16 protein-coding genes and 3 rRNA genes are annotated in these 23,014 nt (G+C 65.8%); 17 read left to right on the forward strand and 2 right to left on the reverse strand.

Annotation, left to right across the window (positions count from 1 at the left end; translation table 11 throughout):
* The first annotated feature begins 2 nt into the window (after positions 1 to 2).
* Positions 3 to 797 (forward strand): DUF4184 family protein, encoded by a 795-nt coding sequence (locus tag LC438_RS07180; protein ID WP_223586203.1) that lies wholly within the window; start codon positions 3 to 5, stop codon positions 795 to 797.
* On the opposite strand, the gene LC438_RS07185 is transcribed toward LC438_RS07180, so the two are convergent.
* Positions 782 to 2,107, reverse strand: coding sequence for a CoA transferase (locus tag LC438_RS07185; protein WP_223586204.1), 1,326 nt, complete (start codon positions 2,105 to 2,107; stop codon positions 782 to 784). The genes LC438_RS07180 and LC438_RS07185 overlap by 16 nt on opposite strands.
* Positions 2,108 to 2,802: 695 nt before the next feature.
* On the opposite strand from LC438_RS07185, the gene LC438_RS07190 reads away from it, so the two are divergent.
* The 3 genes from LC438_RS07190 (at position 2,803) to rrf (ending at position 8,081) form a co-directional block, all read left to right on the forward strand.
* A 16S ribosomal RNA gene (locus LC438_RS07190) occupies positions 2,803 to 4,325 on the forward strand.
* 416 nt (positions 4,326 to 4,741) lie between these two features.
* Positions 4,742 to 7,845: ribosomal RNA gene (locus tag LC438_RS07195) — 23S ribosomal RNA — on the forward strand.
* 119 nt (positions 7,846 to 7,964) lie between these two features.
* A 5S ribosomal RNA gene (gene rrf / locus LC438_RS07200) occupies positions 7,965 to 8,081 on the forward strand.
* The 16S, 23S and 5S rRNA genes sit together here, the layout of an rRNA operon.
* Before the next feature lie 9 nt (positions 8,082 to 8,090).
* Here rrf and LC438_RS07205 read toward each other — a convergent pair.
* Positions 8,091 to 9,242: a hypothetical protein gene (locus tag LC438_RS07205; protein WP_223586205.1), complete on the reverse strand. Its 1,152-nt coding sequence runs from the start codon at positions 9,240 to 9,242 to the stop codon at positions 8,091 to 8,093.
* A gap of 69 nt (positions 9,243 to 9,311) precedes the next feature.
* Between LC438_RS07205 and LC438_RS07210 the strand changes: the two genes are divergently transcribed.
* The 13 genes from LC438_RS07210 to LC438_RS07270 all read left to right on the forward strand — a co-directional run bounded on the left by LC438_RS07210 (position 9,312) and on the right by LC438_RS07270 (position 22,863).
* Entirely contained in the window at positions 9,312 to 10,184 is an 873-nt protein-coding gene (locus LC438_RS07210) for a hypothetical protein (RefSeq protein WP_223586206.1), read from the forward strand.
* Positions 10,184 to 11,221, forward strand: a complete 1,038-nt coding sequence (locus LC438_RS07215; RefSeq protein ID WP_105676883.1) for an HAD-IIA family hydrolase — start codon at positions 10,184 to 10,186, stop codon at positions 11,219 to 11,221. The genes LC438_RS07210 and LC438_RS07215 overlap by 1 nt, the downstream gene beginning before the upstream one ends.
* Before the next feature lie 44 nt (positions 11,222 to 11,265).
* Positions 11,266 to 11,439: a hypothetical protein gene (locus LC438_RS07220; RefSeq protein WP_181155975.1), complete on the forward strand. Its 174-nt coding sequence runs from the start codon at positions 11,266 to 11,268 to the stop codon at positions 11,437 to 11,439.
* A complete protein-coding gene (locus tag LC438_RS07225) occupies positions 11,436 to 12,233 on the forward strand; it encodes a TlyA family RNA methyltransferase (protein ID WP_223586207.1) in 798 nt (265 codons plus the stop codon). Before LC438_RS07220 ends, LC438_RS07225 begins: the two co-directional genes overlap by 4 nt.
* Positions 12,230 to 13,150, forward strand: coding sequence for an NAD kinase (locus LC438_RS07230; protein WP_223586208.1), 921 nt, complete (start codon positions 12,230 to 12,232; stop codon positions 13,148 to 13,150). The genes LC438_RS07225 and LC438_RS07230 overlap by 4 nt, the downstream gene beginning before the upstream one ends.
* Positions 13,147 to 14,838, forward strand: a complete 1,692-nt coding sequence (recN, locus tag LC438_RS07235; protein WP_223586209.1) for a DNA repair protein RecN — start codon at positions 13,147 to 13,149, stop codon at positions 14,836 to 14,838. The genes LC438_RS07230 and recN overlap by 4 nt, the downstream gene beginning before the upstream one ends.
* A gap of 17 nt (positions 14,839 to 14,855) precedes the next feature.
* Entirely contained in the window at positions 14,856 to 16,550 is a 1,695-nt protein-coding gene (locus tag LC438_RS07240; RefSeq protein ID WP_105676878.1) for a CTP synthase, read from the forward strand.
* Positions 16,543 to 17,136: an NUDIX hydrolase gene (locus tag LC438_RS07245; RefSeq protein WP_223586210.1), complete on the forward strand. Its 594-nt coding sequence runs from the start codon at positions 16,543 to 16,545 to the stop codon at positions 17,134 to 17,136. The genes LC438_RS07240 and LC438_RS07245 overlap by 8 nt, the downstream gene beginning before the upstream one ends.
* 2 nt (positions 17,137 to 17,138) lie before the next feature.
* On the forward strand, positions 17,139 to 18,041 hold the full coding sequence (gene xerD / locus LC438_RS07250; protein ID WP_223586211.1) for a site-specific tyrosine recombinase XerD: 903 nt from the start codon (positions 17,139 to 17,141) through the stop codon (positions 18,039 to 18,041).
* A gap of 114 nt (positions 18,042 to 18,155) precedes the next feature.
* The gene (locus LC438_RS07255) at positions 18,156 to 19,172 is read left to right on the forward strand and encodes a hypothetical protein (RefSeq protein WP_105676874.1); all 1,017 of its coding nucleotides are present in this window, start codon (positions 18,156 to 18,158) and stop codon (positions 19,170 to 19,172) included.
* A 3-nt stretch (positions 19,173 to 19,175) separates the two neighbouring features.
* Positions 19,176 to 20,786 carry a hypothetical protein gene (locus LC438_RS07260; RefSeq protein WP_105676873.1) on the forward strand — a complete coding sequence of 537 codons (1,611 nt, stop codon included), beginning with the start codon at positions 19,176 to 19,178 and terminating at the stop codon, positions 20,784 to 20,786.
* A gap of 35 nt (positions 20,787 to 20,821) precedes the next feature.
* On the forward strand, positions 20,822 to 21,544 hold the full coding sequence (locus tag LC438_RS07265) for an ABC transporter ATP-binding protein (RefSeq protein ID WP_105676889.1): 723 nt from the start codon (positions 20,822 to 20,824) through the stop codon (positions 21,542 to 21,544).
* Positions 21,544 to 22,863, forward strand: a complete 1,320-nt coding sequence (locus LC438_RS07270) for an ABC transporter permease (protein ID WP_223586212.1) — start codon at positions 21,544 to 21,546, stop codon at positions 22,861 to 22,863. The genes LC438_RS07265 and LC438_RS07270 overlap by 1 nt, the downstream gene beginning before the upstream one ends.
* Positions 22,864 to 23,014 lie beyond the last annotated feature (151 nt).

Consider the following 23,014-nt stretch of genomic DNA (forward strand, 5'->3'; position numbering starts at 1 on the left):
GGATGCCGTTCACCCCGAGTCATGCGCTGGTCGCACTGCCGTTCGTGCGCACGCCGCTTGTGCCGTCGGCGATCGCGATAGGTGCGATGGCGCCCGATCTGCCCCTGTTCCTCCGTGGAACGGGGCTGGACTACGGGTTCACTCACACCTACGCGAACGTGATCTGGACGGCGCTCGTCGCATTCGCGCTGTTCCTGATCTGGCGAGTCGTGCTGCGTCCGGCCGTTCCGGAGCTCTCACCGGTCTGGTTGGCGCGTCGGCCTCCTGCGAGCTGGGATGACCGGGGCCTCCCTGCGCTGCGTAAGGCGATCGGCAATGGCGAGTCGCGCTTCTTCCCCCTGCTTCTCGCGGCCTCGCTGATCCTCGGCGTCCTGTCCCACATCCTCTGGGACTCCTTCACGCACGAGGGGCGGTGGGGTGTCGAGGTGCTGCCGGCGCTCGATCGGATGTGGGGACCTCTGACCGGGTTCAAATGGCTGCAGTACGGCTCGGGGGCGGGCGCGCTGGTCATCATCGGCGTCTGGGCGATCCTTCGAGTGACCAAAGCCGTGCCCCGAGAGAGCATCGTGCGGGCGCTCCCCTCGGCCGTGCGGATCTCCTGGTGGCTGTCGCTCCCGATCATCCTCGCCACGGCGTGGATCATCGGGTTCGTGGCCTACGGTCCGTTCACCGATCACTTCACCCTGCAGCACCTCGCCTATCGGGTGCTCCCACCGGCCTGTGCGGTGTGGGGTGCGCTGACCGTGATCCTCTGCCTGCTGCTGCCGGTGTTCCGCGGTCGTCACCAGCGGGGCTGATCCACGCCCCACTCGTGCGGGGCACGGAAGTCGAACCCGGGAAGCGCGGGTCGCGCGGTGGCGAGCCGTCGCCCTCCGATGTCGAAGTGCGCCGTATGGGGTGCGGGGTCGACGTCGCGCTCCGGGGCGGGTTCCGCGTTCCGCGGCATCCCGAGAAGCTCGGCGGCGATGCGACGCAAGGAGGTTCGCACCTGCCAGGTGCCGCCGTCTCGTCGTCGCCGATCGAGCAGCGCGACGACGGATGCGGCGAGCAGATAGCCCGCGCTGTGGTCGAGGGCTTGCGCGGGAAGCGCCCCCGGACGGTCGCCGTCCGCCGACTCGACGAACGCGATGCCTGACTCGGCCTGCACCAGGCTGTCGAAACCGGCACGCTCCGGGTGGTCGACACCCCAGGCGCTGAGCTGCGCGATGACGAGACCTGGATAGCGCTCGGCGAGGAGTTCTGGGGAGAGGCCGAGTCGATCCAGCGCCGCGGGGCGGTATCCGAGCACGACGACGTCGGCCTGGGCGAGGAGCGCGTGCATCTCGGACGAGCGGGCGTCGAGCAGGGCCGACCTCTTGCCGTGGCCGGTGTCGAAGTGCTGCCATTCGGGTTCCGGCAGGTGCGGCGGATCGATACGGAGGACGTCGGCGCCGAGGAGCGCGAGGGTGCGAGTGCAGACGGGGCCGGCGATCACGCGGGTGAGGTCGAGGACGCGAATGCCCGAGAGCGGGAGCGCGCGGACGGGTGAGAGGGGGAGATCCGGAGCAAGGGGTGCTCGACCGGGGCCCTCGACACCGCGGATATCCAACAGGGGAGTGCTGCGCAGTGCGGCATCCTCGATCGGCCGCTCGGTGGAGACGACCACGGCGAGACCTCCCTCGGAGGAGATCGCGGTGGCAGCCTCCGTCGAGGTCCGCTCGGCGAAAGCGGAGGAGATCGCGTCGAGGTCGGTGATCCCGAGACCCCGCAGCAGCGCCTCTGCGTGGTGGCGGTAGTTCCCGTGGGTGCGCACCCACCCGTCGCGGGAGCGCCAGAACCCGGAGTACGGCGACCACACCGATGGCGCCGTGTCGTCGACGGTCAGCAGGCGGTCGCTCCGGTAAGAGAGGGCGATCCGGTCAGGGTCGAGCTCTGCGCTGATCCCCGCCACAGATGCCACCGAGGCCACGCTCGCCCAGGCGAGATCCGCCGTCGCCAGGCGGGAGGGCAGCGGGACGGGGTGTGCCGGCGCGGGAAGAATCAGGACCGACGAGTGATCCATGCCGAGCTCGGTGAGAACCCGATCGCGCAGGGCCTGGTCCGGACGGGGGAGGAGGGGCGCAGACATGAGCCGATCGTACTCCGCGGCGCGATGGACGCCGGATTCGCGATCTGGCCAGGGGGAAATAGCGGGACCGGCGACGACGACACGCCCGGGGGGTACGGCCCGATTTGCCGGAACCCCGGAATCCGCGTAACTTATTACTTGTTCGCCCCACAGGGAAGCGGAGAGGCCGAGAGCTTCACCCCCCTCAAGCGGAGAACCACCTCCCGATCCTCTCACTTGTGAGATCAGACGCCTGCGTCTAGGATGGGAGGTCCACCCCTTCTGCGGCTGTCTCCAGCTGCGCGGCGGATCTCAGATCTGCTCGACGCGCTGATTTGACAAGCGAGGCGGGGCGGATAAGCTAGTGAAGTTGCCTCGGCGCCCTGAGCGGTGAGGTTGCGAATCTGGTTCTGAGCCTCACGGCGTGTCGATTTGACAAGCCGAGCAGGACAGGTAAGATTGAGAAGTTGCCCTTCGGGCCTGGTTGTGATGACTGGGTCGGGGGAGCGTCCGATCCTTGAGAACTCAACAGCGTGCACTTGTCAAATGCCAAATAACCTCGATCTAGCTTCGGCTAGGTGAGATTCCTTTGGATCAAAGACCAGCCCTTCTTTTTGGGGGGTTGGCATTCGGATGAAGTCAGCAATGAATTTGTCTCTTTGGTCAGCATCAAACTCGCTGCGTCACCGTTTTCCCGGTGGGGTATGCATTTCTTTTTTACGGAGAGTTTGATCCTGGCTCAGGATGAACGCTGGCGGCGTGCTTAACACATGCAAGTCGAACGGTGAAGCAGAGCTTGCTCTGTGGATCAGTGGCGAACGGGTGAGTAACACGTGAGCAACCTGCCCCTGACTCTGGGATAAGCGCTGGAAACGGCGTCTAATACTGGATACGAGCAACGGCCGCATGGCCAGTTGTTGGAAAGATTTTTTGGTTGGGGATGGGCTCGCGGCCTATCAGCTTGTTGGTGAGGTAATGGCTCACCAAGGCGTCGACGGGTAGCCGGCCTGAGAGGGTGACCGGCCACACTGGGACTGAGACACGGCCCAGACTCCTACGGGAGGCAGCAGTGGGGAATATTGCACAATGGGCGGAAGCCTGATGCAGCAACGCCGCGTGAGGGATGACGGCCTTCGGGTTGTAAACCTCTTTTAGCAGGGAAGAAGCGAAAGTGACGGTACCTGCAGAAAAAGCGCCGGCTAACTACGTGCCAGCAGCCGCGGTAATACGTAGGGCGCAAGCGTTATCCGGAATTATTGGGCGTAAAGAGCTCGTAGGCGGTTTGTCGCGTCTGCTGTGAAATCCCGAGGCTCAACCTCGGGCCTGCAGTGGGTACGGGCAGACTAGAGTGCGGTAGGGGAGATTGGAATTCCTGGTGTAGCGGTGGAATGCGCAGATATCAGGAGGAACACCGATGGCGAAGGCAGATCTCTGGGCCGTAACTGACGCTGAGGAGCGAAAGGGTGGGGAGCAAACAGGCTTAGATACCCTGGTAGTCCACCCCGTAAACGTTGGGAACTAGTTGTGGGGTCCATTCCACGGATTCCGTGACGCAGCTAACGCATTAAGTTCCCCGCCTGGGGAGTACGGCCGCAAGGCTAAAACTCAAAGGAATTGACGGGGACCCGCACAAGCGGCGGAGCATGCGGATTAATTCGATGCAACGCGAAGAACCTTACCAAGGCTTGACATATACGAGAACGGGCCAGAAATGGTCAACTCTTTGGACACTCGTAAACAGGTGGTGCATGGTTGTCGTCAGCTCGTGTCGTGAGATGTTGGGTTAAGTCCCGCAACGAGCGCAACCCTCGTTCTATGTTGCCAGCACGTAATGGTGGGAACTCATGGGATACTGCCGGGGTCAACTCGGAGGAAGGTGGGGATGACGTCAAATCATCATGCCCCTTATGTCTTGGGCTTCACGCATGCTACAATGGCCGGTACAAAGGGCTGCAATACCGCGAGGTGGAGCGAATCCCAAAAAGCCGGTCCCAGTTCGGATTGAGGTCTGCAACTCGACCTCATGAAGTCGGAGTCGCTAGTAATCGCAGATCAGCAACGCTGCGGTGAATACGTTCCCGGGTCTTGTACACACCGCCCGTCAAGTCATGAAAGTCGGTAACACCTGAAGCCGGTGGCCTAACCCTTGTGGAGGGAGCCGTCGAAGGTGGGATCGGTAATTAGGACTAAGTCGTAACAAGGTAGCCGTACCGGAAGGTGCGGCTGGATCACCTCCTTTCTAAGGAGCATCTGACACCTCTTGTAGGTGTCCAGAACCCAGATCGAAGGCGTACGTTCTTCGCTGGGAGCTCATGGGTGGAACATTTGACATGGCATCGAGATCTTGTCTCGGAATGAGTACGCCGCTTGCGGTGGGAAAGTTCTGGGGGGAGGGGTCGGTGTCTGCACGCTGTTGGGTCCTGAGGGACCGGACGTCGTGGCCTTTCGGGGTTGCGTGTCTGTACCTCTGGGCCTCTTGTTGTTTCCCCTGGTGGGAAGTGGTGAGGGGTACCGCCCGTACTTTGAGAACTACACAGTGGACGCGAGCATCTTGCAACAGCCTTCGGGTTGTTGCGATAGATGATCTTAAAGATCATTAGTCAATTTCTGATCCCGCCTTCGGGTGGGGTCGAGTTTTGATTCAAACTCATGTGATTTCAAGTCTTTAAGAGCAAACGGTGGATGCCTTGGCATCTGGAGCCGAAGAAGGACGTAGCAATCTGCGATAAGCCTCGGGGAACTGATAAGCAAGTTTTGATCCGAGGGTGTCCGAATGGGGAAACCCCGCTGGGCGGCGTGCCGACCTAGTGACTCCCGCCTGAATATATAGGGCGGGTAGAGGGAACGTGGGGAAGTGAAACATCTCAGTACCCACAGGAAGAGAAAGCAACCGCGATTCCGTTAGTAGTGGCGAGCGAAACCGGAACAGGCTAAACCTAGCGTGTGTGATAGCCGGCAGGCGTTGCACGTTGGGGGTTGTGGGACTTTTCAGTCATCTCTGCCGAGGTGGCGGCGTTACACGATGGTATAGACGAACGGTCTTGAAAGGCCGGTCATAGAGGGTGCCAACCCCGTAGTCGAAATGCCAACCGTGGCGCGAAGAGTATCCCAAGTAGCACGGGGCCCGTGAAATCCCGTGTGAATCTGTCAGGACCACCTGATAAGCCTAAATACTCCCAGATGACCGATAGCGGACAAGTACCGTGAGGGAAAGGTGAAAAGTACCCCGGGAGGGGAGTGAAATAGTACCTGAAACCGTTTGCTTACAAACCGTTGGAGCACCCCTGGTAGGTGTGACAGCGTGCCTTTTGAAGAATGAGCCTGCGAGTTAGCGATATGTGGCGAGGTTAACCCGTGTGGGGTAGCCGTAGCGAAAGCGAGTCTGAATAGGGCGATTCAGTCGCATGTCCTAGACCCGAAGCGAAGTGATCTATCCATGGCCAGGTTGAAGCGACGGTAAGACGTCGTGGAGGACCGAACCCACTTAGGTTGAAAACTGAGGGGATGAGCTGTGGATAGGGGTGAAAGGCCAATCAAACTTCGTGATAGCTGGTTCTCTCCGAAATGCATTTAGGTGCAGCGTTGCGTGTTTCTTGCCGGAGGTAGAGCTACTGGATGGCCGATGGGCCCTACAAGGTTACTGACGTCAGCCAAACTCCGAATGCCGGTAAGTGAGAGCGCAGCAGTGAGACTGTGGGGGATAAGCTTCATAGTCGAGAGGGAAACAACCCAGACCACCAACTAAGGTCCCAAAGCGCGTGCTAAGTGGGAAAGGATGTGGAGTTGCTGTGACAACCAGGAGGTTGGCTTAGAAGCAGCCACCCTTGAAAGAGTGCGTAATAGCTCACTGGTCAAGTGATTCCGCGCCGACAATGTAACGGGGCTCAAGCACGCCACCGAAGTTGTGGCATTGACATTATTGGTAGGCCTTCGTGGTCCAGCCGTGTTGATGGGTAGGAGAGCGTCGTGTGGCCAGCGAAGCGGCGGTGTAAACCAGCCGTGGAGGCTACACGAGTGAGAATGCAGGCATGAGTAGCGAAAGACGTGTGAGAAACACGTCCTCCGAAAGACCAAGGGTTCCAGGGTCAAGCTAATCTTCCCTGGGTAAGTCGGGACCTAAGGCGAGGCCGACAGGCGTAGTCGATGGACAACGGGTTGATATTCCCGTACCGGCGAAGAACCGCCCAAACTAATCCAGTAGTGCTAAGTATCTGAATCCTCACATTGGATCCTTCGGGATCCGCCGTGGGGCCTAGCGTACGACCCCATGCTGGTGCGGTTAGCGTATTAACAGGTGTGACGCAGGAAGGTAGTCCAAGCCAGGCGATGGTTGTCCTGGTGCAAGTGCGTAGGCCGAGAGATAGGCAAATCCGTCTCTCACATAGGCTGAGACACGATGCGGATAAAAAGTGGATGATCCTATGCTGCCAAGAAAAGCATCGACGCGAGGTTCTAGCTGCCCGTACCCCAAACCGACTCAGGTGGTCAGGTAGAGAATACCAAGGAGATCGAGAGAATCGTGGTTAAGGAACTCGGCAAAATGCCCCCGTAACTTCGGGAGAAGGGGGGCCATCCACTTATACGGATTTACTCCGAAAAGGGTGTGGTGGCCGCAGAGACTAGTGGGTAGCGACTGTTTACTAAAAACACAGGTCCGTGCCAAGTCGCAAGACGATGTATACGGACTGACGCCTGCCCGGTGCTGGAAGGTTAAGAGGACCGGTTAGCCGCAAGGCGAAGCTGAGAATTTAAGCCCCAGTAAACGGCGGTGGTAACTATAACCATCCTAAGGTAGCGAAATTCCTTGTCGGGTAAGTTCCGACCTGCACGAATGGCGTAACGACTTCCCAACTGTCTCAACCGCGAACTCGGCGAAATTGCATTACGAGTAAAGATGCTCGTTACGCGCAGCAGGACGGAAAGACCCCGTGACCTTTACTACAGCTTGGTATTGGTGTTCGGTGTGGCTTGTGTAGGATAGGTGGGAGACTGTGAAGCAGGGACGCTAGTTCTTGTGGAGTCATTGTTGAAATACCACTCTGGTCACTCTGGATATCTAACTTCGAACCGTAATCCGGTTCAGGGACAGTGCCTGGTGGGTAGTTTAACTGGGGCGGTTGCCTCCCAAAAAGTAACGGAGGCGCCCAAAGGTTCCCTCAACCTGGTTGGCAATCAGGTGTCGAGTGTAAGTGCACAAGGGAGCTTGACTGTGAGACTGACAGGTCGAGCAGGGACGAAAGTCGGGACTAGTGATCCGGCAGTGGCTTGTGGAAGCGCTGTCGCTCAACGGATAAAAGGTACCTCGGGGATAACAGGCTGATCTTGCCCAAGAGTCCATATCGACGGCATGGTTTGGCACCTCGATGTCGGCTCGTCGCATCCTGGGGCTGGAGTAGGTCCCAAGGGTTGGGCTGTTCGCCCATTAAAGCGGTACGCGAGCTGGGTTTAGAACGTCGTGAGACAGTTCGGTCCCTATCCGCTGCGCGCGTAGGAAGTTTGAGAGGATCTGACCCTAGTACGAGAGGACCGGGTTGGACGAACCTCTGGTGTGTCAGTTGTTCCGCCAGGAGCACCGCTGATTAGCTACGTTCGGGATGGATAACCGCTGAAAGCATCTAAGCGGGAAGCCGGCCTCAAGATGAGACTTCCATACCTTCGGGTGAGAGGCTCCCAGCCAGACTACTGGGTTGATAGGCCAGATGTGGAAGTGCAGTAATGCATGCAGCTGACTGGTACTAATAAGCCGATGACTTGATAACACACCGTTTGTAGGTGCTACGCGTCCACTGAGTGGTTCTCGATGTACGGTCGAGAACCACACAACACACACGAACTTTTTCGTGCACATGTTGTGTACTGATTGAAACATCAATAGTGTTTCGGCGGCCATAGCGTGAGGGAAACGCCCGGTTACATTCCGAACCCGGAAGCTAAGCCTCACAGCGCCGATGGTACTGCAGGGGGGACCCTGTGGGAGAGTAGGACACCGCCGGACTCCTTTTAGTCAAAATGGCCACCCATCGCTGGGTGGCCATTTTGCATATACACGAACAAAACAGGGAGCATCATGTCGGAAGAGGAAGAGCGCCGTCCGCGTCGCAACGATAGCGGACCGCGCGGAGACCGATCTTCCGGCGGAGGTTCCCCCCGCAACGGCGGTGCTCCTCGTCGTGAGGGTGGGTATAACCGTGACGGTGGTGCCCCGCGCCGTGAGGGTGGTTACAACCGTGACGGTGGTGCCCCGCGCCGTGAGGGTGGGTACAACCGTGACGGTGCAGCGCCCCGCCGTGACGGTGCAGCGCCCCGTCGTGAGGGTGGTTACAGCCGTGATGGTGGTGCCCCTCGTCGTGAGGGCGGGTACAACCGTGATGGTGTTGCTCCTCGTCGTGAGGGCGGGTACAGCCGTGATGGTGTTGCCCCTCGTCGTGAGGGCGGGTACAGCCGTGATGGTGCAGCGCCCCGCCGTGATGGTGCAGCGCCCCGCCGTGACGGTGCAGCGCCCCGCCGTGAGGGTGGTTACAACCGTGATGGTGGTGCCCCTCGTCGTGAGGGTGGTTACAACCGTGACGGTGCAGCGCCCCGCCGTGAGGGCGGGTTCAACCGTGACGGTGGCGCCCCGCGCCGCGAAGGTGGCTACAACCGCGACGGTGGCGCTCCCCGTCGCGAAGGTGGCTACAACCGCGACGGTGGCGCTCCCCGTCGCGAGGGTGGCTACAACCGCGACGGTGCAGCGCCCCGCCGTGAGGGTGGTTACAACCGTGACGGTGCAGCGCCCCGCCGTGAGGGCGGCTACAACCGTGACGGTGGCGCCCCGCGCCGTGACGGTGGTGCCCCGCGCCGTGAGGGTGGTTACAACCGCGACGGTGCAGCGCCCCGCCGTGAGGGTGGCTACAACCGCGACAGTGGCGCCCCTCGTCGCGAGGGTGGCTACAACCGCGACGGTGCAGCGCCCCGCCGTGATGGCGGGTACAACCGCGACAGTGGCGCACCCCGTCGCGAAGGCGGCTACGGCCGCGACAACGATCGTGAACGAAGCAACCGCTCGTTCCCGCAGCGCGGGGGAGCAGGACGGGACAGGGCGCCGCAGGCCGGCGGTGACCGTCCGCGGCACAACGATCCGGAGGTCCCCGAGGACGTCACCGCTCGCGATCTGCACCCGTCCGCCCGTAACGAGCTCAAGACACTGAGCAAGGAGAACGCCGAGCGGGTCGCGCGCCATCTCGCGATGGCGTCGCGTCTCATCGACGAAGACCCCCAGCTCGCGCACGAGCATGCTCTCGCCGCATCGCGGAGCGCAGGACGCATCGCGATCGTCCGCGAGACTCTCGGCATCACCGCGTACGCGACCGAGGACTTCGCGCTCGCGCTGCGCGAGCTCCGCACCTATCGTCGTATCTCCGGCAACGACGACCAGATCGCGCTCATGGTCGACAGCGAGCGGGGCATCGGGCGCCCCGACCGCGCTCTCGAGACCGGTCGAGCCGTCGACCGCACGTCGCTTGCAACCCCGGTGCGGGTCGCCCTCGCAATCGCGATGTCCGGCGCCCGCCTCGACCAAGGTGACCTCGAGCTCGCCCTCGGCGAGCTGGAGATCCCCGAGCTCGATCCTGATCGTGCCTTCGACTGGAGCCCCGCTCTCTTCGCAGCCCGCGCGGCCGTGCTCGAGGACCTCGGTCGCACCGAGGAAGCCGAGTTCTGGATGAAGCGAGCCGAAGTCGCCGCAGAGGCGCTGGGCATCGATGAGGCCGGCGACGAGGAGATCTTCGTCGAGGATCACCTGATCGAGGACGAAGACGAAGACGACACTGCAGACGACGACACTGCAGACGACGACACTGCAGACGACGCAGATGACGCAGATGACGCACATGACGCATCCGAAGCATCCGAAGCAGCCGATGCCGACGCCGACGCAGACACCGCGAGCACCGACGCAGTTGTAGACGACGCAGCCGACTCTGACGCATCTCGCGATGGCGCGATCGCGGCCGAGCCGTCCGTCGAGGATGAGGTCCGCGAGCTCCTCGGCGAAGACGACGACGCGCAGGCAGCAGAAGACCAGGAGGACGACTCCGCAGGCGACGGCCAGAGCGCCTGATGGGGTTGTTCTCGAAGAAGCAGTCGCTTCGCACGCCGTTGGACGGCGTCGACACCGTGCTCGCCGATCTCGACGGCGTGGTCTACGCCGGTCCGGGCGCCCTGCCGTACGCGGTGGAGAGCCTGAACCGGGCGGCGGAGCATGCGCGTCTCGGCTACATCACGAACAACGCGTCCCGGACGGATGCCGCGGTCGCCGAGCACCTCAGCGGGCTGGGTCTCACGGTGGCTCCGTCTGATGTGGTCACGAGTCCGCAGGCCGCCATGCGCCTGCTCACGACCATGGTCCCTGCTCCGGCGACGATCATGGTCGTCGGCGGCGACGGCCTCGTCGACGAGGTGCAGAAGGCGGGCTACGTCGTGACCCGCAGCGCGGAGGATGCTCCGGCCGCTGTGGTGCAGGGGTTCGCCCCTGAGGTCGCATGGACGGATCTCGCCGAGGCGGCCTTCGCACTGAAGCTCCCTGAAGACGAGGGCGGCATCCCGTGGATCGCCACGAACACCGACTGGACGATTCCGCGTGAACGCGGCGTCGCCCCGGGCAACGGCACGCTGGTCTCGGCTGTGCACACCGCCATCGGTCGGCTCGCGACCGTCGCGGGCAAGCCAGAGGTGCCCATCTTCGAGGAGGCGAAGGCGCGTTTCGACGCGCATCAGGCGCTCTTCATCGGCGACCGACTGGACACCGACATCCTCGGCGCCGTGCGTGCGGGAATCGACTCCGCTCTGGTGCTCACGGGGATCGATCGGCCCAAGCACGTTCTCGCCGCCCCCGAGGGGTCTCGTCCCACGTACATCCTCAGCGATCTCCGCGAGCTTCACGAACCCTATCCGGAGAGTGTGCAGCGCGATGGCGGGCACTGGGTCAACGGCGCCGGCGTGCGCGTGACCGGGGGAGACGTCGAGATCCTCGCCGAGGGCGACGCGCAGATCGACCTGCTCCGCGCCGGAGCATCCGCGATCTGGGCCTCCGGAACGCCGGTGTTCGTGCTGCGCGTCCCCGAACGTCTGTACGACGATCCTTTCCACCGACCCTGACGTGGCGCGGACGGCGTGTCCGACCTCCCGCGTACAGTAGAAGCGTGAGCGAAGAGACGACTGCGCCGACTGACGGCCTGTGGAGCCGCTTGCGTCTGATCGAAGGACAGCCGCTCGCCGATCGCGCCGAGGCGTACTCGGCACTGCACGAAGACCTGTCGCGTCGTCTGGAGAGCGGAGCCAAGCTCGACCAGCGCGAGACCACGGCGTCCCGATGACACGACTGGATGCCGCCCTCGCCGCGCGAGGCCTCGCCCGCTCGCGCTCGCACGCGGCCACTCTGATCGCAGAGGGCCTGGTCAGCGTCGACGGACGTCCCACCGTGAAGGCGTCGACGCCCGTAGCCGACTCGGCGGAGATCACCGTCGCCGGGGCCGATCACTACGTCGGTCGGGCCGCGCACAAGCTCATCGCGGGACTCGACGGCTTCGTCATCGCCGTCGACGGACGACTCGCCCTCGACATGGGAGCCTCCACCGGCGGATTCACGCAGGTGCTGCGCGAGCGCGGAGCCCGGCGCGTTCTCGCGGTCGACGTCGGCCACGATCAGCTCGCGGCATCCGTCGCCGCGGATCCCGGTGTCGTGCTCGTCGAGGGGTACAACGTCCGGCACATGACTCCCGAGAACCTCGCCGCGGCGACGGGGGAGTCCGCGCGCCCCGATCTCGTCGTCGGCGACCTCTCCTTCATCTCGCTCGAACTCGTGCTCCCGGCGGTCGCCGGGGTCGCCGCCCCCGACTCCGACATCGTGCTTCTCGTGAAGCCGCAGTTCGAAGTCGGGCGCACCGCCGTGCGCGGAGGGCTCGTCACCGACCCGGCGACCAGGGCGGATGCCGTGGCCCGGACGGTGTGGAGCGCCTGGGACGCCGGACTCGGGATGCTCGGCATCCTTCCGTCGCCCCTGCTGGGCACCCATGGCAACACCGAGTATCTGGTCCACCTCGCGCCCGGTCGGGGCAGCGATCCGTCAGAATGGTCAGACCGCATCAACGCACTGGCAGGGAGTCGATGAACGAGCGCAGCATCCTGGTCGTCGCCCATGCGGGCCGTGAGGACACGGTCCATGCCGCGCGGCGTGTCGTCGAGGCCCTGCGTGAAGCGGGCGCTCGCCCCGTGCTCGCGGCCGACGACAGCGCGGATCTCTCCGCCGTGGATCCGATGTTCGCGGATGTCGACGTTCTCGGGAAGACGGTCGACCAGGCCGAGCTCGAGCTCGCCATCGTTCTCGGCGGCGACGGCACGATCCTGCGCGCGGCAGAGCTCGTGCGCGGGTGCGCGGCCCCCGTTCTCGGCATCAACATGGGGCACGTCGGATTCCTCGCGGAGATCGACCGAGACGACATGGACGACGCGGTGCGCCGTGTGATCGCGAGGGACTACGAGGTCGAGGAGCGTCTCGCGCTCTCCGTACGAGTGAAGGACTCAGCGGGGGCGGTGATCTACGAGACCTGGGCGCTGAACGAGGCGACGGTCGAGAAGGCCAGCCGTGAGCGGATGATCGAGGTCGTGCTCGAGATCGACGGCCTTCCGCTGTCGAGCTTCGGCTGCGACGGCATGGTCGTGTCCACGCCGACCGGTTCCACCGCCTACAACTTCTCCGCCGGCGGGCCCGTGATCTGGCCCAGTGTCGAGGCGATCGCGGTGATCCCGCTGTCGGCGCATGCGCTGTTCGCGAAGCCGCTCGTGGTCAGCCCCGATGCGGCCGTCGCGATCGAGATGCTCGAGGGCACCTCCGGCTCGGGCATCCTGTGGTGCGACGGACGCCGCTCGCACGATCTGCCGCCGGGCGCGCGCGTCGTCGTCCGCCGGTCATCCCGCCCCGTGCGGCTCGCGCGCCTGCATCCGACGGCGTTCACGAACCGTCTCGTGCGCAAGTTCCAGCTGCCCGTCGCCGGGTGGCGCGGCCAGGATGCGCAGGTGCAGTCGTGATCGAGGAGATGCGGATGCAGGGCCTCGGAGTCATCGCCGACGCGGTGCTGCCCCTCGGCCCTGGTTTCACGGCGATCACCGGCGAGACCGGCGCGGGAAAGACCATGGTCGTCACGGGGCTCGGACTCCTCCTGGGGCAACGCGCCGATTCGGGCGCCGTCCGTGCCGGCGCCGCTCAGGCCTCCGTCGCCGGGGTGTGGATCGTTCCCGATACCGGTGACGTGGCCGACATCGTGGCGGATGCCGGGGGCGATCTCGAACCCGTCGGCGCCGGGTCGGCCGAGCTCTACGTGTCGCGCAGCCTCAGCGCCGAGGGGCGCAGCAGAGCCAGCGTCGGTGGGCGCGCGGCACCGGCCGGCGTCCTGTCCGCTCTGGCGGAGGAACTCGTGGTCGTGCACGGTCAGTCCGAGCAGCTGCGTCTGAAGTCCGCGTCCGCGCAGCGCGACGCCCTGGATCGGTTCGGCGGTGCCCCCATCGCGGAGGCGCTGAGGGCGTACGAGAGCTCCTTCGCACGCTGGCGTGCTCTGGACGCGGAGATCACCGACATCACCGAGAATCGCGATCGGCGACTCGAGGAGGCCACGCGTCTGCGCGAGGCGCTGGCGCTGATCGAGGCGACCGCGCCCGAAACGGGGGAGGACGTGGAGCTGACGGCCAGGGCCGAGCGCCTGGCGAACTCCGAAGAGCTGCGGCTCGCAGCATCCCTCGCCCACACGGCGCTGTCGAGCGAAGAGGGCGATCCCGACGTCTCCGGTCTCATCGGGGAGGCGCGCAGGGTGCTGGAGCGCGCCTCGGATGCGACCCTGACCGAGCTCGCGCAGTCTCTCGCCGATGTCGGCTATCGCGTGGCGGACATCGCAGGACAGCTCTCGGCCTACCTCGCCGACCTCGACGAATCGGGCCCGCATGAGCTGGCCGCGGTCGAGGAGCGCAGGGCGGCGCTCGGCGTGCTCGTCCGCGCCCACGGGTCTCTCGAGGACGCGCTGGAGCTGTGGCAGACCGGTTCGGCCCGGCTCGCCGAGCTCGATGACGACGGAGACCGGATCGAGCGTCTGGAGGAGGAGCGCGACGCCGCGCGAGCCGAGCTCGACGGCCACGCGCGCACGCTGACGGACGCCCGTGTCGCAGCCGCTTCGCGGCTGGGCGCCGCGGTGAGCGAGGAGCTGCATGCTCTGGCCATGCCTGACGCGCGCCTCGAGGTCTCGGTGAGCGAGGGGGCGGAGACTGCGCACGGACGCGACGACGTCGCGATCCTGCTCGCCCCGCATCCCGGCGCTGAGCCCCGCTCCGTGGCCAAGGGCGCATCGGGCGGCGAGCTGTCCAGGGTGATGCTCGCGATCGAGGTCGTGATCGCCGGAACCGACCCCGTGCCCACCTTCGTGTTCGACGAGGTCGACGCGGGCATCGGAGGCGCCGCCGCGATCGAGGTCGGTCGACGACTCGCCCGACTCGCCGAGAGATCTCAGGTGATCGCGGTGACGCACCTCGCCCAGGTCGCCGCCTTCGCCACGAACCATCTCTCGGTCGTCAAAGCCAATGACGGCGCGGTCACGGCGTCCAGCGTCCGACGCCTGGACGGCGCCGAGCGCGAGGCCGAGATGGCCAGACTGCTGTCCGGACTGACCGATTCGGATGCCGCCCTGACACACGCCCGAGAACTTCTCAGCCTCGGGGCCCCCACCGCCTGATAGGATCGAAGCCCGTGATGAACTCTTCTTCCGCGGGGCCCAAGAACGACACGACCAAGCACATCTTCGTGACTGGTGGTGTCGTTTCGTCTTTGGGCAAGGGGCTCACGGCGGCCAGCCTGGGCAACCTGCTCACCGCGCGCGGACTGCGCGTCGTGATGCAGAAGCTCGATCCCTATCTGAACGTCGATCCCGGAACGATGAACCCGTTCCAGCACGGTGAGGTGTTCGTCACCGACGACGGCGCGGAGACCGACCTCGACATCGGCCACTACGAGCGCTTCCTCGACATCAACCTGTCGCAGGCGGCCAACGTCACCACCGGCCAGATCTACTCGCAGGTCATCGCGCGCGAGCGCCGCGGGGAGTACCTCGGCGACACGGTGCAGGTCATCCCGCACATCACCGACGAGATCAAGCGCCGCATGCGTCTGCAGGCGACCGAGGAGCCCCGCCCCGACGTGATCATCACTGAGGTCGGCGGCACGGTCGGCGACATCGAGTCGCAGCCGTTCCTCGAGTCCGCGCGCCAGCTCCGTCACGAGCTCGGCCGCGACAGCGTGTTCTTCGTGCACGTGTCGCTGGTGCCGTTCATGGGCGCATCGGGCGAGCAGAAGACCAAGCCCACTCAGCACTCGGTGGCCGCTCTCCGGCAGGTCGGCATCCAGCCCGACGCGCTGGTGCTGCGCAGCGACCGCCCCGTGAGCGAGAGCAATCGCAACAAGATCGCCCTCATGTGCGACGTCGACGCCGAGGGCGTCATCAACACGGTCGATCTGCCGAGCATCTACGACATCCCGTCGACGCTCAACGAGCAGGGTCTCGACTCCTACATCGTGCGTCGTCTCGGTCTCGACCAGAAGGCGGCGGACGTCGACTGGTCCCGTTGGAACACGGTGCTGCACGCCGTGCACAACCCCAAGCACGAGGTCACGATCGGCCTTGTCGGCAAGTACATCGACCTCCCGGACGCGTACCTCTCCGTGACCGAGGCACTCAAGGCCGGCGGGTTCGCGCAGGAGACCAAGGTCAACATCCGCTGGATCCCCTCCGACCTGTGCGAGACCCCCGAGGGCGCCAAGGAGCAGCTGTCGCAGCTCGACGGCATCTGCGTGCCCGGCGGCTTCGGCATCCGCGGCATCGAGGGCAAGCTCGGCGCGCTGAAGTTCGCGCGCGAGCAGGGCATCCCGACGCTGGGTCTGTGCCTGGGTCTTCAGTGCATGGTGATCGAGTACGCTCGCGACGTCGCCGGCATCGCCGGTGCATCGTCGAGCGAGTTCGACCCCGAGACCACGGAGCCGGTGATCGCGACGATGGCCGAGCAGATCGAGATCCTCGACGGCGGAGACCTCGGCGGGACCATGCGTCTCGGCCTCTACCAGGCGGCCCTCGCCGAGGGGTCGCTCGCCCGCGAGCTCTACGGCGCCCCTCTCGCCTCCGAGCGTCACCGTCACCGCTACGAGGTGAACAACGCGTACCGTGCGCGCCTCGCGGACGCGGGTCTGGTGTTCTCCGGACTGAACCCCGAGCTCGATCTGGTCGAGTACGTGGAGCTTCCGCGGGATGTGCACCCGTACTACATCGCCACCCAGGCGCACCCCGAGCTGCGCTCGCGTCCGACCGCCCCGCACCCGCTGTTCCGCGGTCTGGTGGGAGCGGCGATCGAGCGGCACCGCGCCAGCGAGCTGTTCGACGTCAGCGACGATGCCTGAGCGAACCGGGGGAGTCTCGCCCGAGAGTCTTCAGGACGAGCTGTTCGAGCCCGTGGTCATTGACAGCGAGCTCGTCTACCGCGGCGCGGTCTGGGACGTCCGTTCGGACCGGATCCGCTACGGCGACGGAGAGATCGTCCGCCAGTACATCGATCACACCGGCGCCGTGGCGATCGTCGCGGTCGACGAGGACGACCGCGTGCTGCTGATCCAGCAGTACCGGCATCCGATCCGCCGTCGCGATTGGGAGCTGCCCGCCGGCCTGCTGGATGTGGAGGGCGAGGAGCCGGTGGTCGCCGCGCAGCGTGAGCTGGCGGAGGAGGCCGATCTCCGAGCCGCGCACTGGGAGCCGCTGCTCAGCGCCTTCGCGACACCAGGGGGCAGCAACGAGATCGTGCACTTCTTCCTGGCGACGGGGCTGTCGGAGCTTGCCGATGCGCACGCGCGCGAGGACGAGGAGGCGGACATCCGCGTCGAATGGATCCCTCTGGCGGATGCCATCGGCGCTGTGCTCGACGGGCGCATGCACAACGCGCTGCTCGCGATCGGCGTGCTCGCGGCCGAACGGCACCGCGCGAGGGCGTAGCCGTGCAGCTCGACCGTGCCCTCGACGCGTACCTGCGTCATGTCACGATCGAGCGCGGGCTCAGCGCGCACACGATCTCCGCGTACCGCCGTGACCTCGGCGGCTACCTCGCGTGGCTCGAGGCGGGCGGAATCACCGACTCCGGTGAGATCACCCAGGCCGTGGTCGGGCGGTTCATCGCCGAGAGATCCTCGGCGGTCCCTGCTCCCGCGGCGACGAGCCTCGCGCGACTGCAGTCGTCGGTGCGCGGCTGGCATCGATTCCTCGCTCGAGAGGGCATCGAGCAGGACGATCCGACCGGACGGCTGCGGCCGCCCAAGGCGCCGCGCCGGCTGCCGAAGGCGCTCACGATCGATCAGGTCGAGCGGCTGCTGTCGGCTCCGTCCGGCGAGGATCCCCTCGGCATCCGGGACCGGGCGCTGCTCGAACTCCTCTATGCGACCGGCGCCAGGGTCTCCGAAGCCGTGGGACTCGACGTCGACGATCTGGCGCACGGCGATGTGCTGCGTCTGCGGGGCAAGGGCTCGAAGGAGCGCATCGTCCCGATCGGCTCGTATGCCCGTGCGGCGGTCGACTCGTATCTGACGAGGGTGCGGCCGGGCCTGGCGGCGAAGGGGAGGGCCTCGGCGAAGCTGTTCCTCGGCGCGCGGGGCGCGCCCCTGTCGAGGCAGAGCGCCTGGCTCGTGATCCGCGCGGCGGCAGAGCACGCCCAGATCACGGCGGAGATCTCGCCGCACACGCTGCGTCACTCCTTCGCGACGCATCTGCTGCAGGGGGGCGCGGATGTGCGCGTCGTGCAGGAGCTCCTCGGCCACGCGTCTGTGGCCACGACCCAGATCTACACGCACGTCTCCGTCGAGGCTCTGCGGGACATCTACGCCACATCTCATCCTCGCGCTGTATAGCGCAGATCGAAATGTCCCCCATATGGGGGACGCGAGTTCTCGCGACGCTCAATTATGCTTTCTCGGTATGCAACTCTCCGGTCGTCGAACCGGGGCCGATGAAGGAGTAACGACATGCGATCCACCGGTCCTCTTGCGGTTCTCGCCGCAGCTGCGCTGGCGCTCACCCTTGCCGGATGCTCGACGGGCGGAGGGAACGGCGGCCTGACCTACGAGGACTCCCCGCTGAACAAGTACCTCAGCGCCGCCTACGGGGGAGACCTGTCGCCGGAGGAGCAGCAGAAGAAGCTCGACGAGCAGCAGCGCAAGCAGGAGGACCTGATGGCCGAGTGCATGGCCAAGGAGGGCTTCGAGTACAAGCCGAACCTGCAGAACGGCGGCACCGTGGTCTCCTCCGGCGAGGACATCGAGTGGGAGCCCGAGAAGAAGTCCTGGGTCGAGAAGTACGGCTACGGCATCGTGAACAACCCGTTCAGCGAGCAGGGTGAGAGCGACCCCGGCGAGGAGTACGTCGACCCGAACCAGAAGTATCTCGACTCGCTCTCCGAGTCCGAGCGCACCGCGTTCTACGAGACCGCCTACGGCGCTCCTCAGGAGATGGAGGACACGGAAGAGGGCGGCAGCTACGAGTACAACTGGGAGGACGGCGGCTGCCAGGGATGGGCTCAGCACGAACTCCAGGGCGAGGACCCTTGGCAGTCCGACCAGTTCGCCGACCTCCGCGACAAGATGACCGAGCTGTGGTCGACGACGCAGGAGTCGTCTGAGCTCAAGGCGCTGAACGCGAAGTGGGCCTCGTGCATGGCCGACGGAGGCGAGCCCGGATTCAAGGCTCAGACCGACGCCCAGCAGTCGATCTCCGATGCGCAGAGCAAGATCTACGAGGCCGCGTACGGCGACGGCACGACGGAGATCGACCCGGAGAAGGTCGAAGACCCGAACAAGAGCCCGGAGATGAAGGAGCTCGGCGAGAAGGAGATCGCTCTTGCTCTGGTCGACCTGGGATGCCGCGAGAAGACCTCCTACGCCGACGAGTCGCTGAAGATCCAGTTCGCCCGCGAGGAGAAGTTCATCAAGGACAACAAGGCCGACCTCGAGGCGTTCAAGGCCGCTGCCGAGCAGAACAACTGACGCATGAAGGACGACGAGACCCCCACGACAGAGCTCCCCTCCGATTTCTCCGAGATCATCGCGGGCGACGGGACCGCGGATGCCGAGTCCTCCGCCGAGGAGAAGGACGCGGTCGACATGTCGCGGGTGAGCGGCTGGCGCCGCATCCTGCGCGGCAACCGCACCCTGTGGATCGTCGCCCTGTGCGCGGTCGTCAGCCTCGTCGCGGGGCTCCTCGTCGGTCGCTTCCTGATCTCGCCGGCCGAGGCCGCAGAGGCACCGGACGCCGGGCTGGTGACGGTGCCCGTCGAGTTCGGTCCGCTGAGCAACGACGTCACGCTGCGCGCCGACGTCGGCTATGCGGATGCCGTCGACGTGACCATCGACACCTCCGGCGGCGGCGGCAGCGTCGTGACGGGATCCGTCCCCGAGGTCGGCGCGACACTCAACCCGCTGTCCATCGCTCTCGAAGTGGCTGGACGGCCCGTCATCGTGCTCCCCGGCGACCTCCCGGCCTACCGCACGCTGCGCCTCGGCGTCTCCGGACCCGATGTGCTGCAGCTGAAGCAGGCTCTCGTGAGCGTCGGCATCGATGCGGGCGACGTGACCTCGAATCTGTTCGATCAGGCGACGGCGAACGCCGTCGGTCAGCTCTATGCCCAGGCGGGCTATCCGACCCCTGCTCCCGAAGAGGGCGCGGGCGATGCCGTCCGCAGCGCGGAGCAGGGCGTCCGTGACGCGCAGAGCAGCGTCACGCAGGCTCAGCAGGCCCTGACCGCGGCGGGAGCGGGACCGACCAAGCTGGAGAGCTGGCAGGCCGACGTCAAGGTCGCGCAGGCCGAGCAGGCCCTCGCTGCGGCGCGGAACTGCACGACTCCGCCCGAGGGCGAGGCCTGCCCCAACGTGCAGCAGGCCGAGTGGGATCTGCAGACCGCCAAGCTCGAACGCGACCAGCTGTGGTCGTCGAAGAACACCGGTCCGGAGAAGGCGGCGCTCGACTCCGCCCGCGCCGGCGTCGACTCGGCGAACAAGGCGCTGGAGAGCGCGCGCCAGGCCGTGCTGCCGTTCCTGCCGGCCGGCGAGGTGCTGTTCCTCACCGAGCTCCCGCGGCGAGTGGATGCCGTCAACGTCAAGCGCGGCACCACCATCCAGGGCGCCGTCATGACGGTGTCCGGAGCGACCGTGCGTCTCACCGGCGCCGCGGCCGAGGCCGATGCACGGCTGCTCAAGGTCGGCGCCGAGGCGTCGTTCGAGCTGCCCGACGGCACTCCGCACCATGCGGTCGTCTCGGAGCTGAAGCCAGGCAAGGACAGCAAGGCGCGCTGGGAGGTGCTCTTCGAGCCCGACCCGCTCACGGCCGAGCAGCTGACGCAGCTCCAGGGCAACAACGTCCGCGTGCAGATCGCCGTCGGCGCGACCGAGGGCGATGTGCTGTCGGTGCCCCTCGCGGCGCTGACCGCCGGCCCAGGTGGCGAGTCGCGTGTCGAGGTCGTCGAGTCCGACCCCCGCAAGGGCAAGGACGCGAAGACCCGCACGGTCGTGGTCGAGACGGGTCTCGCGGCGAAGGGAGCCGTGGAGGTGACCCCGGTCGACGGCGACCTCGAGAAGGGCGACCTCGTGGTGGTGGGACGGTGACGGACGAGCAGACCGCGACCGCCGACGCTCCTGAGATCGGCGACGCTCCTGAGGTCGGCGACGCTCTCGAGGATGCCGGCGGGAACGACGAGCTCGTCGTCGAGCTGCGCGACGTCACCCGGTCCTTCCCAGGGCCTCCGGAGGTTCAGGCTCTCAAGGGGGCGACCCTCCAGGTGCGACCGGGGGACTACATCTCGATCGTCGGTCCCAGCGGCTCGGGAAAGTCGACGATGCTCAACATCCTCGGCCTCCTCGACCGCCCCAGCGTGGGGGAGTACCTCCTCGCCGGCGTGCGCACGGGGGACCTCTCCGACGACGAGCGGGCCGCCGTGCGTGCGCAGTTCATCGGCTTCGTGTTCCAGTCGTTCCACCTGATGCCCCGGCGAACGGTGCTCGACAACGTGCTGATGCCGATGCTGTACAGCGGAGTGCCCCGCCGCGAGCGCGAATCGCGGGCGCGCGAGGCCCTCGCCAGGGTCGGGCTGTCGCACCGCGTCGACTTCTTCCCGAACTCGCTCTCGGGCGGTGAGCGTCAGCGCGTCGCCGTAGCCAGGGCGGTCGTCAGCGGGCCGAAGCTGCTCCTCGCCGACGAACCGACCGGCAACCTCGACCAGCGCACGTCCGGCGAGGTCATGTCACTGTTCGAAGAACTCAACGAAGACGGACTCACTCTCATCGTGATCACGCACGACGACAACGTCGCTCGGCGGGCCCGCCGCAGCATCCGCATCGCCGACGGTCGATTGAGCGAGCTGTGATGCGCCTGCCCTGGCGTCGCAAGGCGACAGCGGAGAACGCGGACCAGCCCGAGCAGGGGAGTACACGCGCCGTCCGCAGGAAGGTCGGCGAGAAGCACGCCGACCGGTTCACCTTCCAGGACCTGGTCGCCGAGGCGACGGCGGACATCGGATCCCGCCCCGCGCGTCTCGTCATGACCATCCTCGGCACGGTGCTGGGCATCGCGTCCCTCGTCGCGACGATCGGGTTCGCCCAGACGGCCGCCGCCCAGATCGCGAGCCAGTTCAACGGCGCAGCGTCGACGCAGGTCGTCGTGACCGCCGCAGAGGCGCAGTCCGGTTCCAAGGGCAAGACCGTCGCCGCCGGCCGCCTCCCGTGGGATTCTCCGGAGCGTGTGCTGCTTCTCGCCGGTGTCGAGAGCGCGACCCTCCTCGGTGAGGTCGAACTCGCGGACGACGAGACGATCACCGCGGTGCCGGTGAACGACCCGTCAGCGGCACCCGCCGCATCGCCGCAGCTGTTCTCGTCGTCTCCCGAGCTTCTCGACACCGCGGAGGGCGAGCTGATCACCGGCCGCTTCTTCGACGCGGGGCACGACTCCAGGGGCGATCGGGTCGCGGTGGTCGGGGACCGGCTCGCCAAGGACATGGGCATCAACCGTGTCGATTCGCAGCCGTCGATCTTCATCGGCGGGGTCGCCTACGCCGTGATCGGCATCGTCGACGGCTTCGAGCGCAAGAGCGAGCTGCGGGATTCGGTGATCATCCCGAACGGAGCCGCGCGCGCGGACTTCGGTCTCGCGGTGCCCACCGAGCTCGACATCCGCATCATGATCGGCGCAGGTCCCCAGGTGGCGGAGCAGTCCGTGCTGGCGCTGCAGCCCGATTCTCCCGACTCGCTGAAGGCGCAGGCGCCGTCGGGCGCATCCGACCTCAGCCAGAACGTGCAGGCGGACGTGAACGTGGTCTTCCTCATCCTCGGAGTGATCGCGCTGCTCGCCGGCGGTCTCGGCATCGCGAACGTGACGCTCCTCGGCGTGATGGAGCGCATCGGCGAGATCGGCCTCCGTCGTGCGCTGGGGGCCACCCGCCGTCAGATCGGCGCGCAGTTCATGGTCGAGTCGATCGTGATCGGCTTCATCGGCGGCCTGATCGGCTCTGCGCTCGGCGTGCTCGCCGTGATCGTGGTGGCTGTGGTCCAGGGGTGGACTCCCGTGACGGACCCGTGGGTCGCCATCGCCGGCGCCGTGCTCGGCGCGATCGTGGGCTGGGGCTCCGGATGGTACCCGGCACGTCGCGCCGCGAGGATCGAACCCGTCGCGGCTCTGCGCGGCGCCTGAGTCGTCTGCAGGTTCTCTGCCCGTGGCGGCACTGCGCGACGCCTGAGTCGTCTGCGGGTTCGCTCGGCGTTCGTGGTGGTGCTGCACGGCGGGCGTCGTGTTCTCTGCCCGTCGCGGCACTGTACGGCGATCGAGTGGCTCATTCGATCGG

The sequence above is a fragment of the Microbacterium sp. OVT16B genome (genome assembly GCF_019969705.1).
GTDB classification, from domain to species: Bacteria; Actinomycetota; Actinomycetes; order Actinomycetales; family Microbacteriaceae; genus Microbacterium; species Microbacterium natoriense.

Excerpts from the sequence above, each read along its gene's own strand:
- LC438_RS07260 (WP_105676873.1), top strand. The coding sequence starts at position 19,176 with ATGAAGGACGACGAGACCCCCACGACAGAGCTCCCCTCCGATTTCTCC.
- LC438_RS07255 (WP_105676874.1), top strand. The coding sequence starts at position 18,156 with ATGCGATCCACCGGTCCTCTTGCGGTTCTCGCCGCAGCTGCGCTGGCG.
- LC438_RS07180 (WP_223586203.1), top strand. The coding sequence starts at position 3 with ATGCCGTTCACCCCGAGTCATGCGCTGGTCGCACTGCCGTTCGTGCGC.
- LC438_RS07270 (WP_223586212.1), top strand. The coding sequence starts at position 21,544 with ATGCGCCTGCCCTGGCGTCGCAAGGCGACAGCGGAGAACGCGGACCAG.
- LC438_RS07210 (WP_223586206.1), top strand. The coding sequence starts at position 9,312 with ATGGCGTCGCGTCTCATCGACGAAGACCCCCAGCTCGCGCACGAGCAT.
- LC438_RS07245 (WP_223586210.1), top strand. The coding sequence starts at position 16,543 with ATGCCTGAGCGAACCGGGGGAGTCTCGCCCGAGAGTCTTCAGGACGAG.
- LC438_RS07225 (WP_223586207.1), top strand. The coding sequence starts at position 11,436 with ATGACACGACTGGATGCCGCCCTCGCCGCGCGAGGCCTCGCCCGCTCG.
- LC438_RS07230 (WP_223586208.1), top strand. The coding sequence starts at position 12,230 with ATGAACGAGCGCAGCATCCTGGTCGTCGCCCATGCGGGCCGTGAGGAC.
- LC438_RS07185 (WP_223586204.1), bottom strand. The coding sequence starts at position 2,107 with ATGTCTGCGCCCCTCCTCCCCCGTCCGGACCAGGCCCTGCGCGATCGG.
- LC438_RS07215 (WP_105676883.1), top strand. The coding sequence starts at position 10,184 with ATGGGGTTGTTCTCGAAGAAGCAGTCGCTTCGCACGCCGTTGGACGGC.
- LC438_RS07240 (WP_105676878.1), top strand. The coding sequence starts at position 14,856 with ATGAACTCTTCTTCCGCGGGGCCCAAGAACGACACGACCAAGCACATC.